This window comes from Agathobaculum sp. Marseille-P7918 (genome assembly GCF_964248325.1).
Classification (GTDB): Bacteria; Bacillota; Clostridia; order Oscillospirales; family Butyricicoccaceae; genus Agathobaculum.
Window position 1 is genome coordinate 308,443 of the sequence record NZ_CAXTXI010000003.1, and the last position, 17,364, is coordinate 325,806.

The window sequence follows — 17,364 nt, forward strand, 5'->3', positions numbered from 1 at the left end:
GAAAACAACCGGCATCATTCGATAAGGAGTGAGCCGGAAGGAAATGACCATATAGTTTTGGCCTCATAAGCCTTAAAAAGTGAATAAAGCATTTTGCCTTGAACTCCCTGTTAACCTCCCTCACAAAACCGGCATAATGTCCGGGAAAAAAGCGCATAAACCGGGAAAAGAAGAACGAGGACTCAAGGCATGGAAAGTGCTTTGGGTCTTTTTTGTTGCGCAAAAATGGCTTGAAAAGGGGGATAAAAGTTCTGAAAATGAGAAAGTAGGGAAACGGGGGAAAAGAAAAAATGTCGATTTTAGAGAGATTTTCGGTCTGTTTTAGGTAAGACGGAATGGAAAAGGGAGGAATTGGAGCAGATCGAACGGAATGGGGTTGGAATGGATAGAGAATGGATGAGAATGGGACAAATGGGGCGCATTTGGTATAGAAAAGTTTCGAACTTCGCGTCACACAATTATTCGGAGTTTACAGTTCCTTACAGATATTGGACGGGATTCATGAGAAAAATCCGGCTCAAACGGCCAAAATAGTGCGTTTTTCCTTGAAAAATCAAGCCAAAATCTGATTATCCCTTGAAAACACTGTATCCACGGGCATTTCAGACAGGTCAAAACCATCTCATTTACTACGATTTTACTACTGTTGAGTGAGCCTTGACACGCTGAAAGACCACGAAATGCCAAGATACGGATACAGCACCCGTCAATCGGGGCCTCCGCCCCGTGACCATATAACTGAATACAGACCGGCCATCTGCCGGGGCAACGCCATGGGTAACACAAACCTGTGGCGTTTTTTTATGCCCTGCCGGGGGTACGCAAAACTGTATGAATACGGGTGGGAAATCCCCTGTTTTTTCGCCTGTGGGCGGCGCAAACGAGGCCGCCCATATCCTTTCCCTTATGGGAGGCCGGGCGGTGATATGGGGGCGTAAACCCGCCGAAACGAACACTTTTCAAAACCGAAGGAAGGAGGTATCCAATATGGCGGTATTCCGCATTGAGAAAACCCGTGATTATACGGTGATGTCCAACCATCACCTGCGGGATACGGGCCTGTCGCTGAAATCCAAGGGGCTGCTCTCCATGATGCTGTCCCTGCCAGAGAACTGGAACTACACCACCAGGGGCCTTGCGAAGATCTGCAAGGAGGGTACGGACAGCATCGGCTCTGCCCTGAAGGAGCTGGAACGGGCCGGGTACATCGTCCGCAACCGCCTCCGGGACAGCAAAGGCAAGATCGTGGACGTGGAGTATGTCATCTACGAAACGCCCCATCCCCCGGAGCCGGACGGGCCGTGTGAGGAGGAACCGGATACGGAACATCCAGATACGGAAAACCCGGATATGGATACTCCGGGTCTGGAAAACCGGCCGCAATTAAATAAAGATAAAAGCAATCCTGATAAATCAAAAAAAGATGAACTCAGTACGGAAGGATCAAATCCTGTCCTATCCTCCCCCAAAGCCCCCAGGGGTTCGGACGGGATGGGACGGGACCGGATGCGGGAGCGCGAAAGCTATCGTGAATTGATTTTGGAGAACATCGAGTATGACTATCTCATCCAGAACCACCAGCTTGACCGGGACCGTTTGGATGAACTGGTGGAGCTCATGGTGGACACGGTGTGCTCCAACCGGGAGATGATCCGTATTGCCGGGGACGACTACCCGGCGGAGGTGGTCAAGTCCCGGTTCCTGAAACTGGACAGCTCCCACATCGAGTATGTGCTAGACCGTATGCGGGAGAACACCACCTATGTCCGCAACATCAAGAAATACCTGCTGGCCGCTTTGTATAACGCCCCGGCCACCATCGACAGCTACTACACCTCCCTGGTGAGCCATGACTTGTACGGCGGCGGAGATCGGAGGTGATGTGCGTGCAGGAAGAAATCACCCAGGGCGTGGTCTCCCTTTCGGTGGAGACCGGCAAGATAACGGCGGACCTGCTCCAAAAGGCCGTGAAGAAGGTGCTGGAGGAGATGCAGAAAAAGCCCTCCCAGCGCATCCTCCACCAGGGGAAACAGACCTTGCACCAGCTCAAACAGCATGGGGCTTCCCTGACCAACATCGAGATCACGGAACAGAACATCAAGGCGTTTTCGGCGGTGGCGAAGAAGTACGACATCGACTACGCCCTGAAGAAGGACCCCTCTACGGAGCCACCGCACTACTATGTGTTTTTCAAGGCCAAGGACAAGGACCAGCTCCAACCGGCCTTCAAGGAGTTCACCGCCATGACCCTGAACCGGGAGAAGCGCCCCACCATTCGGGAGAAGCTGGCCCAGGCCCAGGAACAGTCCAAGACCAAGCACCGGGAACGGGAGAAGGTCAAGACCAGGGACCGGGAGGTGGCACGATGACCGACAAGCTGAAAAAACAGCTCATCCTCAACCTCCCGTATCTCATCTTCGTGTATCTCTTTGACAAGCTCTGTCAGGGTGTGCGGCTGGCTCCTGGGGCGGACGCCTCGGAGAAGCTGCTCCACATCGGGCAGGGCTTTTCTGCGGCCTTTGCCAGTCTGGCGCCCAGCTTCCACCTGGTGGACCTGTGCGTGGGCGCCGCCGGCGCGGTGCTGATCCGGCTGGCGGTCTACTCCAAGGGCAAGAACGCGAAGAAATACCGCCGCGGTATCGAGTATGGGAGCGCCCGTTGGGGCACGCCGGCCGACATCGCCCCTTACATGGACAAGGATTTTTTCAACAACATCCCCATGACCCAGACGGAGCGGATCACCATGTCGAGCCGTCCCAAGGAACCCAAGTATGCCAGGAATAAAAATATCCTGGTCATCGGTGGTTCCGGCAGCGGAAAAACAAGGTTCTTTGTCAAGCCTTCGCTCCTCCAGTGCCATTCTTCGTATGTGGTCACCGATCCGAATGGTAATTTACAATAAGGATAAAGGGAGCGCGCACCCTCAAGAAAGGAGGTTACACCCCATGAAGAAACAGCCGGACAAGGGAAAAATCACAGCCCTGTACGAGCGTCTTTCCCATGACGATGAACGAGCCGGGGAAAGCGTGTCAATAGAAAACCAAAAGCGCATTTTGGAGGACTACGCCCAAAAGAACGGCTTTACGAATATCCGGCACTTCACCGATGACGGAGTGCGGGGAACTACTTTCAAGCGTCCGGGGCTGGACGCTATGCTGGAAGAAATCCGGGCGGGAAATGTGGCTACGGTCATTATCAAAGACCAAAGCAGGATTGGCCGTGATGTTGTCGAAGTGGGGCTTTTGAAGCGCACCTTTGATGAGTACCATGTACGCTTTATTGCGGCGAATGACAACCTTGATACCGCTAACGGCTTTGATATAATGTCAATTTTCCGAGATGTGATAAACGAGTGGTATGTTGCCGACACCAGCCGGAAAATCAAGACCGTTTTCAAGTCGAGAATGGAAAAGGGCTTGCGCTGCTCCGGCAGCGTCAGCTATGGCTACCTTGCGTCCAAAGAGAACAAGGGCGAATGGGTAATCGACGAGGAAGCCGCAGCCGTTGTGCGCCGTATCTTCCACAGCGTTGTTGCCGGGGAGAGTATCGCCAGTATAGCAAGGGCACTCCGCGCCGAGAAAATCCCTATCCCGTCCGAGCATTGGAAGCGGATAGGCGCACCCGTCCGGGCGGCGAAGTACACAGACCCCTACGCATGGTCAACGACAACTATCAGCTATATCCTCAAACGCCCGGAGTACACAGGGCGCAAGGTTTTAGGGAAAACCGTCTGCGAGAACTACAAGACCAAAAGTACCCGCAAGACCGCGCCGGAGGAACAGTATATTTTTGACGGGGAAATTCCCGCCATTGTGGACGAGGAAACATGGAACACCGTCCAGCGGCTTATGGGGACAAAACGCCGCGCTCCCAAGCGGCAGAACACCCCAAACCGCCTGACCGGGCTTCTCTACTGCGCCGACTGCGGCGCGAAGCTGACCCACCGCAGCAGCCTTGTGCAAGGCAAGTATCTGGACGACGCTTTTGTGTGTTCCAGCTACCGCCAGCTTACCCGCGACTGTACCATGCACTATATCCCCACCGCAAAAATGGAAGCCGCTATTCTTGCCGCAATCCAGCGCGTGAGCTGGTATGTGCGGCACAATGAAGCTGAGTTTATCGAGCGTGTGCGGGAAGCGTCCGACCAGCACCAAGAGAACGCCGTCAAGGAGTACCGGCAGAAAGTGAGCAAGGCGCAGCGGCGGTGTAAGGAGCTGGACGGGCTTGTAAAGAAGCTGTACGAGGGCAACGCCACAGGCAAGATACCCGATAAGCACTTTACCCGTCTGCTTGCCGAATACGACGAGGAACAGACCGGGCTGGAAGCCGCTATCTCCCAATGGCAGGAAGCAATCGAGAGCTGGAACGCCGACAGGCTGAAAACAGATAAATTTATCGAGCTTGTGAACCGCTACACTGATTTTTCTGAATTGACAACGCCCATGCTCAACGAGTTTATCGAAAAAGTCGTTGTCCATGAGGGCGAGGGACGCGGGAACAGCCGCCGCCAGCGGATAGACATTTACCTCAACTTCATCGGCGCGTTTGAAGTCCCCGCCCATATCGTTACCCCAATGGAAGCCGAGGAACAACGCCGCCAGCAGGAGGAACAGGCCGCAAAGGACGCCCATTCACAGGAGCTTGCCAAGGCGCGGGAAGAAAAGCGCAAGGCAGAGAAACGGGAGTTTACTGCGAGGAAGAAAGCGGGCTTGCTGACCCCGGAGGAACAGGCGGCAGATGAAGCGCGGTTAGCCCATAACCGGGCATGGCAAAAGGAATGGCGGGAGAAGCGGAAAGCCGCCGAACCGCCCAAGCCCCCGAAGCCGAAATCCTTAAAGGAGCTTGCCGCGCTGCAAAAGGCCGGAGCCGACCTCACGCCGGAGGAAGCAGAGCGTCTTGCCGCCTACCGGGAGAGGAAAAACCGCCAGCACAAGGCATGGTATGAGCGGCAGAAAGTGGCACAGCCGCCCAAGCCCCGGACGATGAAAGAGCTTGCCGCCGCGCAGGACGCAGGCCAGCCACTCACGCCAGAGGAAGCGGAACGCCTTGAAGCCAGCCGGAGCCGGAAGAAGAACGCATACCAAGAACTGAAAGCCCAAGCGGAAACCGACCCCGCCGCAGCCGCCGAGCTTGCAAGGCGGCGGGCATACCATAGTGAAGCTACCAAGAAATCCCGTCAGAAGATGTACGAGGAAGCCGCAGCCGGAAATCCCGAAGCCCAAGCCCGGTATGAAAACTTCCTTGCTGCAAAGCGGGAGAACTACCACAAAAAGAAGCAGGACGAGAAAGGAGAACAAATCGCATGAGAAGATTGATTGACAATGGGAACCGCCCTATTACCCCGAAGCCCCATATCGGTCACTATGGGCGGCTGCGGAAAGCCTATCTGGAACAATACCGCCACCGCCTTTATACTGCCCTTGTAGCCAGCGAGAAGCTATATCCCCACCTTGCGGAAACAGACCGGGCGGCGCGGGATATGCTGGACTACCTCATGCCCCGCCTTGCCAGAGAAGCGGGAGCCACCGAAGCCCTTAAAGCCGCCGACCCGATGAAATGGGTAGGTTTGATGAACAACTGCAAGGCGAGAGCCGAGGAAATCGTAATGCATGAGCTAATCTATGTTTAACGGTCAAGAGCCGGAAAAATCGGAAATCTTGCGATAACAGCCGCCCCGACGATACATTCCCCGTCCGGGCGGTTTTTATCGTCAAAAACGCCGTTTTCTCCAAGTCAAGAGCCGGAGAAAACACCCGAAAAATGCCCCTATTGCGTAACAGGGGCGCAGAAAGGAGAGTTTATGCGAACAGGGCTTCCCAAGCAAAAAAAGACCACAGACATCTGGTTTGATGAGAAAGACCCGTTGATCCATATCCGTACCCACAACACCGACTTGAAGAAGCGGCTTGCCGCCTATGCCGAGCAGCACCCCGATGTGTGCCGCCAGACCGACGCAGACCCGGAAACGGGCTGCATGGAGTTTGACATTGAGAAAGGCCGCTTCTCTTTCCGTCTGACCGCCCCATACAGCGAGGAACGGCGGGAAGCGGCGCGGCGGTACGCCAGAGAGAGCAACGCCGCCGACAGGCTGAAATAGAGTGGAAATGTTCATAGTTTTGTGCTATACTTTTTCTAAAAGCAGAGTAATACTGCGGAATTGATTGGAGGACAACACAATGGTTACATTTATGAGATTAAGATAAAACCGCGAGTTATGTTGCGGTTATCCGTATTGCATAACTCGCTTATTGAAGCAGAGATGTAATTACGGAGGAAAAAAGGTTGAAACATTGTAATTTAGGCACCATTCCGAAAAAAGGCGCACAAAACCAAGCCCCCTAAAAGCGGGCAAAATTGAAGTCATGCTTAAAGTCTACGCAGTAGGAGGAGCAGTCACCAGATAACCTTGCCGTTGTAGGATAAAGACAGCTTCTTCCACAGAAACCTCGCGGTGTGCAGGTGGCCGGTCTGCGCTGCGGTATAGCTCAGGATTATACGGCTCATTTTTCTTTAGCATGTTGTAGATGGCTGTCAGTAGCATTCTGGCAATGGCGATGATTGCTTTTTTGTGTCCCCGGCGTTTTTTGAGAGCAAGGTAGCGGTTACGGACTTCAGGGAAACGCTTTGCCCGAATAGCACAGAGGGCACACTGCACCAGCAAGGGCTTGATGTAGGCTCCGGCCCGGCTGATTCTGGTGGTTTTCTTCTTCCCGGCACTCTCGTTGTTCTGCGGCGTAAGCCCAGCCCAGGAGCAAAGATGCTTCGAGGTGGGGAACACGGACATATCCACTCCAATCTCAGAAATGATACCAATCGCGGCAAAGGATTGGATACCCGGCACCGTCATAACAAGATTGAGTTGAGGAAGATACTTCTCAACAGTAGACAGAATCAGCGATTCCAGATTGAGTTTGCACAGTTCAAGGCTATCTATGTGGGAACGGATGATGCGGAGCTTTTCAGCCTGTTCTTCACACATCTCTCCGTCCACAGCGGCAAGCACCTGTTCATTGGTCGCTTTCATGCCCTTGGTTCGGAAACCAGAAATATCCGTGATTTTTTCAGTTGGATTTTCCAGAATTCGAGCAGTAATTGCAGAAGCTGCCTTGCCAAACACGTCTGAGAACACATCATCCAGCTTGAAGTTGGAAACAGTCAGGCAGTTCTGGGCTCGGTTTTTCTCGCCAGTTGTGAAGCTGGTGAGTTTCCGGCGGTAACGAACTAAGTCCCGGAGCTGGCGAATGTCTGCCGGAGGGATAAAACTCCCGGCGACAAGGTCGTGCTTAAAGATGTCGGCAATCCACCTGGCATCTCGCTTATCGGTTTTCTTTCCCCGAATAGACTTCACGTATTTGGGGTGCGCAAGGACAATGTTACAGGTGGGTTCCAGGATGTTGTAGATGGGAATCCAATACTTCCCGGTGGATTCCATACACACATCTTTGCAGTTGTTTTTTGCCAACCATGTGGCACACCGGCGTAAATCTCCGGTGAAGGTGGAAAACCGCTTGATTTTGTAGGTGGTTACTCCCTGCTCATTGGTAGAAGCAATACTGGCAACAACAAAGGACTTGTGGACATCCATCCCACAGCAGATGGGGTAAACGATTTTGAGCATAACACATCCCCTCGAAACAGCATTTGAGGGAACAGGCAGGGACTGGACACTCACTGAAAGATTGAAGTAGTCTGTCTCTCCAAAGATAAGGTTACAGGGTGCAAAGCCCTACTCATTGGTGCTTGAAAGAGTGTCCGGCACACATAAAAATTCAGTCCAGCGCAAGGCTGAGCCTGCTCACCTTCACGTGCTCTGTAGTGTGCCTGCTTCCTCAAGCATATTCTAACAAATTACGACTTGCTGCGTTAGAGACTCCTGTGTTTCATACCCTTTGGTGCCTTGCAGCGCAGCGGAAAGGAATGGTCATAAAAATGAAACGTTTACCTAAATATACGCCTGCGGAAGTACGGAATGATCCATACGGATTTACTTACAAAGAAATGTCGGAAGTTATTGGCGAGAATGAAGCAAAAGCCTTATATGAAGAATTATATAAGCAATTACCACGCAAAAAAAATCTATCAATGTTGGTAAAAAATATTTGCAAAAGCAGTGATACTGAAAAGTATGTTTACGAACTGAAAGACAACAAATACATTGAAACGGTTTTTATCAAGCGGCGAGATGGTGGAACTGTTTGCGTGAGCACACAAGTCGGTTGTCCTGTTGGTTGTATTTTTTGTGAGTCCGGGCGAAATGGCTTTGTTCGTAATCTAACATCGTCAGAAATCGTACAACAGATTATATTGTTGCGTCGAAAAGTAAACCGTATCGTTTTTATGGGTATGGGAGAGCCTTTATTCAATTATGACAACTTGATAAAAGCAATCCATATTCTCCGAGATAGATATGGGCTCAACTTTCCAACCGACGGCATTACCATATCAACAGTTGGTCCGGTCGATCAATTAAAAAAATTGCGCGAGGAACATCTTAAAATTCAGTTGACAATATCTTTACACGCAGCAACACAATCTGCAAGAAATCGTATTATTCCTCACATGCGCATATATGCTATTGAAGATGTTGTTAAGCAAGCCTTATCCTATTCTGAAAGGCATAATCGCAAAATTGTCTTTGCGTATTTGCTTTTACCGGGTATAAATGACCGGCCCTCAGATGTAAGACAACTTGCAAAATGGTTTCGGGGCAAAAAAGTTATGATTAACGTGTTACAATACAACCCAACAAGCAATTCAAGAATTAAAGCACCACAGAAACGGGAAATAGTTGCATTCAAACATCAATTAGAGCAAGCAGGACTTGAAGTTACTATAAGAGTTTCTCATGGCAGAGAGATTAACGCGGCTTGTGGACAGTTAGCTAACACATATAATAAATTCAAAAAAAAATGATTAAAAGTGCCAGACGCATAGACGCAGAGCCGATAACGCATTAGGTCAAGGTTGAAACATTGTAATTTAGGCACCATTCCGAAAAAAGGCGCACAAAACCAAGCCCCCTAAAAGCGGGCAAAATTGAAGTCATGCTTAAAGTCTACGCAGTAGGAGGAGCAGTCACCAGATAACCTTGCCGTTGTAGGATAAAGACAGCTTCTTCCACAGAAACCTCGCGGTGTGCAGGTGGCCGGTCTGCGCTGCGGTATAGCTCAGGATTATACGGCTCATTTTTCTTTAGCATGTTGTAGATGGCTGTCAGTAGCATTCTGGCAATGGCGATGATTGCTTTTTTGTGTCCCCGGCGTTTTTTGAGAGCAAGGTAGCGGTTACGGACTTCAGGGAAACGCTTTGCCCGAATAGCACAGAGGGCACACTGCACCAGCAAGGGCTTGATGTAGGCTCCGGCCCGGCTGATTCTGGTGGTTTTCTTCTTCCCGGCACTCTCGTTGTTCTGCGGCGTAAGCCCAGCCCAGGAGCAAAGATGCTTCGAGGTGGGGAACACGGACATATCCACTCCAATCTCAGAAATGATACCAATCGCGGCAAAGGATTGGATACCCGGCACCGTCATAACAAGATTGAGTTGAGGAAGATACTTCTCAACAGTAGACAGAATCAGCGATTCCAGATTGAGGTTGCACAGTTCAAGGCTATCTATGTGGGAACGGATGATGCGGAGCTTTTCAGCCTGTTCTTCACACATCTCTCCGTCCACAGCGGCAAGCACCTGTTCATTGGTCGCTTTCATGCCCTTGGTTCGGAAACCAGAAATATCCGTGATTTTTTCAGTTGGATTTTCCAGAATTCGAGCAGTAATTGCAGAAGCTGCCTTGCCAAACACGTCTGAGAACACATCATCCAGCTTGAAGTTGGAAACAGTCAGGCAGTTCTGGGCTCGGTTTTTCTCGCCAGTTGTGAAGCTGGTGAGTTTCCGGCGGTAACGAACTAAGTCCCGGAGCTGGCGAATGTCTGCCGGAGGGATAAAACTCCCGGCGACAAGGTCGTGCTTAAAGATGTCGGCAATCCACCTGGCATCTCGCTTATCGGTTTTCTTTCCCCGAATAGACTTCACGTATTTGGGGTGCGCAAGGACAATGTTACAGGTGGGTTCCAGGATGTTGTAGATGGGAATCCAATACTTCCCGGTGGATTCCATACACACATCTTTGCAGTTGTTTTTTGCCAACCATGTGGCACACCGGCGTAAATCTCCGGTGAAGGTGGAAAACCGCTTGATTTTGTAGGTGGTTACTCCCTGCTCATTGGTAGAAGCAATACTGGCAACAACAAAGGACTTGTGGACATCCATCCCACAGCAGATGGGGTAAACGATTTTGAGCATAACACATCCCCTCGAAACAGCATTTGAGGGAACAGGCAGGGACTGGACACTCACTGAAAGATTGAAGTAGTCTGTCTCTCCAAAGATAAGGTTACAGGGTGCAAAGCCCTACTCATTGGTGCTTGAAAGAGTGTCCGGCACACATAAAAATTCAGTCCAGCGCAAGGCTGAGCCTGCTCACCTTCACGTGCTCTGTAGTGTGCCTGCTTCCTCAAGCATATTCTAACAAATTACGACTTGCTGCGTTAGAGACTCCTGTGTTTCATACCCTTTGGTGCCTTGCAGCGCAGCGGAAAGGAATGGTCATACAAATGAATAATAATTTATCACGCTTTGCAGACAGCAAGGTTTATTTTCAATGCCCAATTTGCACAAAATCAATGGATATACAAGGCAATAGCCTAATTTGTAGACATGGACATTGCTTTGATATTTCAAGATATGGGTATGTAAATTTGTTGTTAAAATCATCGCCCAAAACCAACTACAGCAAGCGGTCTTTTGACAACCGGCACCAAATTTTGGAGTATGGCATGTATGATGTTGTGTTGGAGAAAATCATACAGTTTATTTCTGATACGCCATCTATAAGAAACATTTTAGATGTTGGTTGCGGCGAGGGTTTCTATGCAAGGCAGATACAGCAAAGAACAGAACGAAACATCTTTGCCTTTGACTTGTCAAGGGAGGCAATACAGATTGCATCAAAAAAAGACAAGCGCAAAGCAGTGAAGTGGTTTGTTACTGACTTATCAAAAATCCCTTTGAAAGACGGAAGTATGGATTGTATTTTAGACATATTTTCGCCTGCACACTACAAAGAATTTCAGCGATTGCTATCTCCTAACGGATATGTTGTGAAAGTAATTCCTACGAAAAATCATTTGAGGGAAATCAGGACTAAAGTGCAAGCACACTTGAAAAATCCAGATTATTCAAATGAGTCTGTCGTTGAATATTTTGAGAAATATCTTAAAACCATTTCAAGAGAAACGGTTTCAGCCACCGTACAGTTGTCATCAGAACAAAGAATGTCGTTTATTGAAATGACGCCGCTTCTCTTTTGCGTTGAAAAAGATTGCGTTGATTGGCGTACTCTCACACATTTGACAATCGAAGCTGATGTTTTAATAGGAATGTATTAAAGGGCGTATTGATATTTAATATTCCCATTTATTGAGCAGAACGGAGTAAACCAAACACCCTAATCAAAAGGGCAGCCGAGAAAATCGACTGCCCTTTTTCCATGCCTACGGGCAGAAAGGAGCGACCACCCATGACGAAACCAAGAGAGAAAACCCGCGAGGAAATGACCGCCGAGATTGAGGACGGAAAGAAGAAAATCCGGCAGCTCGAAAACCGAGAAAAGGTGTTGCGGCAAAAGCTATCCCAAGAGGAACGCCGGACGCGCAGCCACCGGCTGATCGTCCGTGGCGCGGTTTTTGAGAGTATTGTGCCGGAAGCTAAGGCCATGACCGACGAGGAAGCCGCCGCCTTTCTCCGGCTTGCCCTGACGAGCGAGGAAGCGCAGGGCTATCTGAAAAAACGCACCGAGGGCGAGAAAAGCGAATAATCCCTTTGGAACAAAGGGCGCACTTATACACCCTTGCGGGCGTGTGCGCTCTGCCGAGGGCTTTATCTCCGCACAGGGAACTTTCCCCGCGCTCCGATATGGCGGCTCTGCCGCAACAAGGGGCTGCACCCCTTGCGCCGCTTACGCGGCTATCCCTGCACACCCACAAAAACAGTACACCCGCCTTTGGCGCCTGTACCATTTTTGCGGGTTTTATTATCCTATCCGGGAGGTGATACCCATAGCCATTTACCATTGGAACATCGGCATTGTGAGCCGAGGAAAAGGCAAGTCAGCCGTTGCCGCAGCCGCCTATCGAAGCGGCGAGAAAATCACAAACGAGTGGGACGGAATGACCCATGACTACACCCGCAAGCGCGGCGTTGTCCATACGGAAATCCTACTGCCGCCCCATGCCCCGCCCTCTTTCTCTGACCGCGCTACCCTATGGAACAGTGTAGAGCTTTACGAGAAAGCCGGGAACGCCCAGCTTGCCAGAGAGATTGACGCAGCACTCCCCATAGAATTATCCAGAGAGGAACAGATCCGGCTTGTCCGGGAATACTGTTCCTCTCAATTTGTTTCCAGAGGAATGTGCGTTGACTTTGCTATTCACGACACTGACAGCGGCAACCCCCATTGTCATATCATGCTTACCATGCGCCCCCTTGACGAGCGCGGCGCATGGGCGGCGAAGTCCAAAAAGGAATATGACCTTGACGAGAACGGCGAGCGCATACGCTTACCAAGCGGCAGATACAAGACACACAAAGTTGACCTCACAGGCTGGAACGACAAGGGCAACGCGCTTTTATGGCGCAAGGCGTGGGCGGATATTTCAAACGTCTACCTTGAACGCGCCGGACGCCCGGAGCGTATCGACCACCGCAGCAACGCCGAGCGCGGCATTGACGAGCTGCCCACCGTCCACATGGGCGTGGCGGCTTGTCAAATGGAGAAGAAAGGAATAGCCACCGAGAAAGGCGAGCTGAACCGGAATATCCAAAAGGCAAACCGCCTTATCCGGGAAATCCGGGCGCAGATTGGAAAGCTCAAAGAATGGATTGCCGAACTGTTCAAGGCGCGGGAAGCCGCCCCGGAGCAGCCCCCGCAATCCCCCGGCCTTGCAAATCTGCTGATGAAGTATTTAAGCGTTCAGAGAGAAAAGAGCCGGAAGTATTCGCAGAGTTGGCAAAGGCAGCACGCCGCCGATGAACTGAAAACCGTTGCAAAGGCGGTAGGCTATCTTTCCGAGCATGGTATTTCCACCCTTGCGGAGCTGGACGCTGCCCTTTCCTCTGTCAGCGACCAAGCCGACGCTATCCGGGCGGGCATGAAAACCGCCGAGAAGCGCATGAAAGAATTGCAAAAGCTGATTGAATACGAGAAGAACTACACCGAGTACAAGCCCATTCACGACGAGCTGAAAAAGCTGAAAAATGGCTGGACGAGCAAGCGCGACAAGTACGAGGAAGCCCACCGCGCCGAGCTTACCCTATGGGACGCGGCGAGCCGCTATCTCCATGCAAATCTGCCGAAAGGGACAAAGAGCTTGCCTATCTCTGAATGGGAACAGGAGTACGCCACCCTCAGCGGGCAGAGAACAGCGGAATATGCCAAGCTGAAAGAAACCCGCGCCGAGGTTGCCGAGCTGCACAATATCCGCAAGTGCGTTGATATTGCGCTGAAAGCCGACCAGCCGGAGCAGACCCGCGCCAAGCGGCACGACTTAGAACGATGAAAGGAGTTGAGATTTTTTGTACTACACCCAAGAACAGATAGACCGGGCGAACCAAGCTGACCTTGTTTCTTTCCTGCAATCACAGGGCGAGCAGCTTACCCGCGCCGGAAATGAATACCGCTGGAAACGGCATGACAGCTTGACCGTCCGGGGAAACAAATGGTACAGGCACAGCCAGAGCAAGGGCGGCGGCCCCGTTGATTTTGTCATGGAGTTTTTCGGCAAGAGCTTCACCGAAGCCGTGGAACTTCTCACAGGAGAAAAGGGAGCCGCACCGCCGCCGGACAAACCTTGCCCCGCGCCCCTTTCCGACTTCCGGCTACCGCCCCCAAACAGCGACAATCGAACAGCGAGGAACTACCTCACAGCAGCCCGCCGCATTGATGAAGATGTGACGGGCTTTTTCTTTGCCCGCGGCGATATTTACGAGGACGCAGCCCACCACAACGCCGTATTTGTGGGGCGGGACGAGGACGGAATACCGCGTTACGCCCACAGCAAGGGGACGGCGGGAAACTTCCGGCTTGATGTGAAAGGCAGCGACAAAGCCTTTAATTTCTGCTACCGGGGCGAGAGCGACAGGCTTTTTGTCTTTGAAGCCCCCGTTGACCTGCTCTCTTTCCTCTGCCTGTTCAAAAAGGCATGGCAGAAACAGAGCTATTTGTCATTGGGCGGCGTGGGAGAAAAAGCCCTGTTGCGTTTCCTCTCTGACCGCCCAAACATCAAGACCGTTTACCTCTGCCTTGACAGCGACCAAGCGGGAAACGACGCTTGCAGCCGCCTTGCGGAGCTTGTGCCGGAGGGATATACCGTCCACCGCCTTGTGCCGCTGTTTAAGGACTGGAACGAGGTATTGCAGCACCGGGCAGAAATCACAGACGGGAAGTATATCCGGGAAGCGGTTTACGGCTTGAAAGAGCCGCCGCAGGAAGAAACCGTCGAGATTATCCGCATGAGCGAGGTTGACACACAGACCGTTGAATGGCTATGGGAGCCGTATATCCCGTTTGGAAAAGTAACCATTGTGCAAGGCAATCCCGGCGAGGGCAAGACCACCTTTGCCCTACGCCTTGCCGCCGCCTGCACCACCGGGGGAACGCTGCCGGGAATGAAGCCCTTGCCGCCATTCCAAGTGATTTACCAGACCGCCGAGGACGGGCTGGGCGATACCGTCAAGCCCCGCTTGATAGAAGCCGAAGCCGACCTTGACCGCGTGCTTGTGATTGATGAAGCCAAGCGGGAGCTTACCCTTTCCGACGAGCGCATAGAAAAGGCAATCACGCAGAACGGGGCGCGGTTGATTATCCTTGACCCCATACAGGCGTACATGGGCGAAAAGACCGACATGAACAGGGCAAACGAAGTGCGCCCCATGTTCCGCCGCCTTGCCGATGTTGCCGAGCGTACCGGGTGCGCCGTTATCCTTATCGGACACTTGAACAAAGCTGCTGGAGGACAGAGCGCATACCGGGGCTTAGGCTCTATCGACTTCCGCGCCGCAGCAAGGAGCGTCCTGCTGATCGGGCGCGTGAAGCGGGAGCCGAATGTGCGTGTTATCGTCCATGACAAATCTTCCCTTGCGCCGGAGGGCAAGCCCGTTGCCTTTTGCCTTGACCCGGAAACAGGCTTTTCATGGATAGGCGAATACGACATAACCGCTGACGAGCTGCTGTCCGGCGCGGGCGGGAACACCGCCACCAAGACCGAGCAAGCCGAGAAGTTGATACTTGACCTGCTTGCAGACGGGAAAGAACTTGCCAGCGAGGACATTGTAAAGGCCGCAGCCGAAGCCGGAATATCCGAGAGGACGGTTAAAAATGCCCGCCGCAATCTTGATACCCGGATAGAAGTCATACGCCGGGGAAATCAATGGTACTACCGCAGGAACGAAGCCAAGAGTGCAAAGTAAGAATGCAATCCGTAGATACCTTTGCATTGTTGCACCCTTGCACCCTTACCCGATATGACCGCCTCATGTGCCGACCATATGGGGCTTTATCTTTGAAAGGAGAGCCTATGAACAATGAAACCAGCAAGACCAGTACCCCCGCAGTCGCTTCCCCTCTGACCGCCAAACCCGACCTTGTGAAGAACATCGGCGGCACGACCTTTGACATTCATATCCATTTCAGCGAAACCAGCCGGGAAACCTTTACGGACAAGGTTGTGCGCCTTATCAAGAACGACAGCGGCGATGAAACCGCTTAAAAGCAAGATACTTTTTTCTTGTTCCTTATTGACAAAACCCAAAGGGGACTATCCTCAACGAGGTGGGGACCCTTTTAGACCGCAAGGGATACCGCATCAAAAGCCTGAACCTCATCAACTTCAAGAAGTCCATGAAATATAACCCGCTGGCGTACATCCGCAGCGAAAAGGACATTTTGAAGCTGGTGAACGCCCTGATCCTCAACACCAAGGGCGAGGGCGAAAAGAGTTCCGAGGATTTTTGGGTCAAGGCCGAACGCCTGTACTATTCCGCCCTCATCGGCTACATCTGGTACGAGGCGGAGCCGGAGGAGCGCAACTTCATCACCTTGCTGGACCTCATCAACGCCAGCGAGGCCAGAGAGGACGACGAGGAGTTTCAGTCTCCCGTGGACCTGCTGTTCGCCAAGCTGGAGAAAGAGCACCCGGACCACTTCGCTGTGAAGCAATACCGCAAATTCAAAATGGCCGCGGGCAAAACTCTGAAATCCATACTGATTTCCTGCGGCGCCCGCCTCTCTCCCTTTGACATCCAAGAGCTGCGGGACCTCATGGTGGAGGACGAACTGGAGCTGGATACCCTGGGCGACCGCAAATCGGCGCTGTTTGTCATCCTCTCGGATACAGACAGCACCTTCAATTTTGTGGCGGCGCTCATGTACTCCCAGCTTTTCAACCTGCTGTGCGACAAGGCGGACGACTTCTACGGGGGCCGCCTGCCGGTCCATGTGCGGTGCCTCCTGGACGAGTTCGCCAACATCGGTCAGATACCAAACTTTGATAAGCTGATCGCCACCATCCGAAGCCGGGAAATATCGGCTTCTATTATTTTGCAGAGCCAAAGCCAGTTAAAGACCATCTACAAGGACGCGGCGGATACCATCGTGGGTAACTGCGACAGCACCTTGTTTTTGGGAGGCAAGGAGAAATCCACTCTGAAAGAAATTTCGGAGCTGCTGGGGAAAGAAACGATTGACAGTTTCAATCAATCGGAAAACCGTGGCAGCCAGGTTTCTCACGGCCTCACCTATCAAAAATTAGGAAAGGAGCTGATGACACAAGACGAATTGGCGGTAATGGACGGAGGCAAGTGTATCTTCATGCTGCGGGGCGTGCGCCCGTTTCTCTCGGACAAGTACGACCTGACGAAGCATCCGAATTACAAATACACCGCCGACGCCGACAAGAAGTACCTCTTTGATATGGAACGGTACATGAAACGCAAACCGGCTATCGTGAAGCCGGATGAGCCTTTCGAGATGTACGAATTGGCAGCAGCAGACCTTCAATAACAATTCTACAACGAAGAAAGGAAATATGATTTATGGATTTTTTCACTAACGCTATCGACGTATTGCAGACTCTGGTGATCGCGCTGGGCGGCGGCCTGTGCGTGTGGGGCGGCATCAACCTCCTGGAAGGTTACGGCCAAGACAACCCTGCCAGCAAGTCGCAGGGAATTAAACAGGTCATGGCTAATTAGAGGTAATCAAAAGAGGAAAGGAAAAGCACAATCCAGACGGAACCGGCGATACCGTCAAG

Annotated in this window: 14 protein-coding genes and 3 pseudogenes; 15 read left to right on the forward strand and 2 right to left on the reverse strand. The window is 51.8% G+C overall.

From position 1 onward, the window contains the following. The first annotated feature begins 79 nt into the window (after positions 1–79). The 7 genes and pseudogenes from ACESSO_RS06700 (at position 80) to ACESSO_RS06730 (ending at position 6,097) form a co-directional block, all read left to right on the forward strand. Positions 80–325, forward strand: a complete 246-nt coding sequence (locus ACESSO_RS06700; RefSeq protein ID WP_373164281.1) for a hypothetical protein — start codon at positions 80–82, stop codon at positions 323–325. 662 nt (positions 326–987) lie between these two features. Beyond that, on the forward strand, positions 988–1,881 hold the full coding sequence (locus ACESSO_RS06705; protein WP_336307077.1) for a DUF6017 domain-containing protein: 894 nt from the start codon (positions 988–990) through the stop codon (positions 1,879–1,881). Positions 1,882–1,886: 5 nt separating this feature from the next. Next, a complete protein-coding gene (locus tag ACESSO_RS06710; RefSeq protein ID WP_276953081.1) occupies positions 1,887–2,369 on the forward strand; it encodes a PcfB family protein in 483 nt (160 codons plus the stop codon). After that, positions 2,366–2,896, forward strand: a pseudogene (locus tag ACESSO_RS06715) (type IV secretory system conjugative DNA transfer family protein); the annotation flags it as partial. The gene ACESSO_RS06710 and the pseudogene ACESSO_RS06715, both read left to right, overlap by 4 nt. A 49-nt stretch (positions 2,897–2,945) precedes the next feature. Further along, on the forward strand, positions 2,946–5,306 hold the full coding sequence (locus ACESSO_RS06720; RefSeq protein WP_373164282.1) for a recombinase family protein: 2,361 nt from the start codon (positions 2,946–2,948) through the stop codon (positions 5,304–5,306). Further along, positions 5,303–5,629, forward strand: coding sequence for a TnpV protein (locus tag ACESSO_RS06725; protein ID WP_087385888.1), 327 nt, complete (start codon positions 5,303–5,305; stop codon positions 5,627–5,629). The genes ACESSO_RS06720 and ACESSO_RS06725 overlap by 4 nt, the downstream gene beginning before the upstream one ends. Before the next feature lie 171 nt (positions 5,630–5,800). Then, a complete protein-coding gene (locus ACESSO_RS06730; protein ID WP_005930687.1) occupies positions 5,801–6,097 on the forward strand; it encodes a hypothetical protein in 297 nt (98 codons plus the stop codon). 276 nt (positions 6,098–6,373) lie between these two features. On the opposite strand, the gene ACESSO_RS06735 is transcribed toward ACESSO_RS06730, so the two are convergent. Continuing rightward, positions 6,374–7,618 (reverse strand): IS110 family transposase, encoded by a 1,245-nt coding sequence (locus ACESSO_RS06735; RefSeq protein ID WP_373132940.1) that lies wholly within the window; start codon positions 7,616–7,618, stop codon positions 6,374–6,376. A gap of 311 nt (positions 7,619–7,929) precedes the next feature. On the opposite strand from ACESSO_RS06735, the gene rlmN reads away from it, so the two are divergent. Continuing rightward, the gene (gene rlmN, locus ACESSO_RS06740) at positions 7,930–8,913 is read left to right on the forward strand and encodes a 23S rRNA (adenine(2503)-C(2))-methyltransferase RlmN (RefSeq protein ID WP_052802844.1); all 984 of its coding nucleotides are present in this window, start codon (positions 7,930–7,932) and stop codon (positions 8,911–8,913) included. A 142-nt stretch (positions 8,914–9,055) separates the two neighbouring features. Here rlmN and ACESSO_RS06745 read toward each other — a convergent pair whose 3' ends face one another. Continuing rightward, the gene (locus ACESSO_RS06745) at positions 9,056–10,300 is read right to left on the reverse strand and encodes an IS110 family transposase (protein WP_373164283.1); all 1,245 of its coding nucleotides are present in this window, start codon (positions 10,298–10,300) and stop codon (positions 9,056–9,058) included. 311 nt (positions 10,301–10,611) lie between these two features. Between ACESSO_RS06745 and ACESSO_RS06750 the strand changes: the two genes are divergently transcribed. The 7 genes and pseudogenes from ACESSO_RS06750 to ACESSO_RS06780 form a co-directional block, all read left to right on the forward strand. Beyond that, positions 10,612–11,445: a methyltransferase domain-containing protein gene (locus ACESSO_RS06750; RefSeq protein WP_002584969.1), complete on the forward strand. Its 834-nt coding sequence runs from the start codon at positions 10,612–10,614 to the stop codon at positions 11,443–11,445. Between the two features lie 131 nt (positions 11,446–11,576). Continuing rightward, complete coding sequence (locus ACESSO_RS06755) at positions 11,577–11,873, forward strand: DUF3847 domain-containing protein (RefSeq protein ID WP_373164284.1); 297 nt, start codon at positions 11,577–11,579, stop codon at positions 11,871–11,873. 232 nt (positions 11,874–12,105) lie between these two features. Next, the gene (gene mobQ / locus ACESSO_RS06760; RefSeq protein ID WP_373164294.1) at positions 12,106–13,614 is read left to right on the forward strand and encodes a MobQ family relaxase; all 1,509 of its coding nucleotides are present in this window, start codon (positions 12,106–12,108) and stop codon (positions 13,612–13,614) included. Positions 13,615–13,630: 16 nt separating this feature from the next. Beyond that, on the forward strand, positions 13,631–15,523 hold the full coding sequence (locus tag ACESSO_RS06765; RefSeq protein WP_373164285.1) for an AAA family ATPase: 1,893 nt from the start codon (positions 13,631–13,633) through the stop codon (positions 15,521–15,523). 107 nt (positions 15,524–15,630) lie between these two features. Further along, positions 15,631–15,822 (forward strand): transposon-encoded TnpW family protein, encoded by a 192-nt coding sequence (locus ACESSO_RS06770; RefSeq protein ID WP_373164286.1) that lies wholly within the window; start codon positions 15,631–15,633, stop codon positions 15,820–15,822. A 35-nt stretch (positions 15,823–15,857) separates the two neighbouring features. Then, a pseudogene (locus ACESSO_RS06775) lies at positions 15,858–17,114 on the forward strand (VirD4-like conjugal transfer protein, CD1115 family); the annotation flags it as partial. 32 nt (positions 17,115–17,146) lie between these two features. Next, positions 17,147–17,299, forward strand: a pseudogene (locus ACESSO_RS06780) (Maff2 family mobile element protein); the annotation flags it as partial. Positions 17,300–17,364 lie beyond the last annotated feature (65 nt).

Excerpts from the sequence above, each read along its gene's own strand:
- ACESSO_RS06705 (WP_336307077.1), top strand. The coding sequence starts at position 988 with ATGGCGGTATTCCGCATTGAGAAAACCCGTGATTATACGGTGATGTCC.
- ACESSO_RS06720 (WP_373164282.1), top strand. The coding sequence starts at position 2,946 with ATGAAGAAACAGCCGGACAAGGGAAAAATCACAGCCCTGTACGAGCGT.
- ACESSO_RS06725 (WP_087385888.1), top strand. The coding sequence starts at position 5,303 with ATGAGAAGATTGATTGACAATGGGAACCGCCCTATTACCCCGAAGCCC.
- ACESSO_RS06730 (WP_005930687.1), top strand. The coding sequence starts at position 5,801 with ATGCGAACAGGGCTTCCCAAGCAAAAAAAGACCACAGACATCTGGTTT.
- ACESSO_RS06735 (WP_373132940.1), bottom strand. The coding sequence starts at position 7,618 with ATGCTCAAAATCGTTTACCCCATCTGCTGTGGGATGGATGTCCACAAG.
- rlmN (WP_052802844.1), top strand. The coding sequence starts at position 7,930 with ATGAAACGTTTACCTAAATATACGCCTGCGGAAGTACGGAATGATCCA.
- ACESSO_RS06745 (WP_373164283.1), bottom strand. The coding sequence starts at position 10,300 with ATGCTCAAAATCGTTTACCCCATCTGCTGTGGGATGGATGTCCACAAG.
- ACESSO_RS06750 (WP_002584969.1), top strand. The coding sequence starts at position 10,612 with ATGAATAATAATTTATCACGCTTTGCAGACAGCAAGGTTTATTTTCAA.
- ACESSO_RS06755 (WP_373164284.1), top strand. The coding sequence starts at position 11,577 with ATGACGAAACCAAGAGAGAAAACCCGCGAGGAAATGACCGCCGAGATT.
- ACESSO_RS06770 (WP_373164286.1), top strand. The coding sequence starts at position 15,631 with ATGAACAATGAAACCAGCAAGACCAGTACCCCCGCAGTCGCTTCCCCT.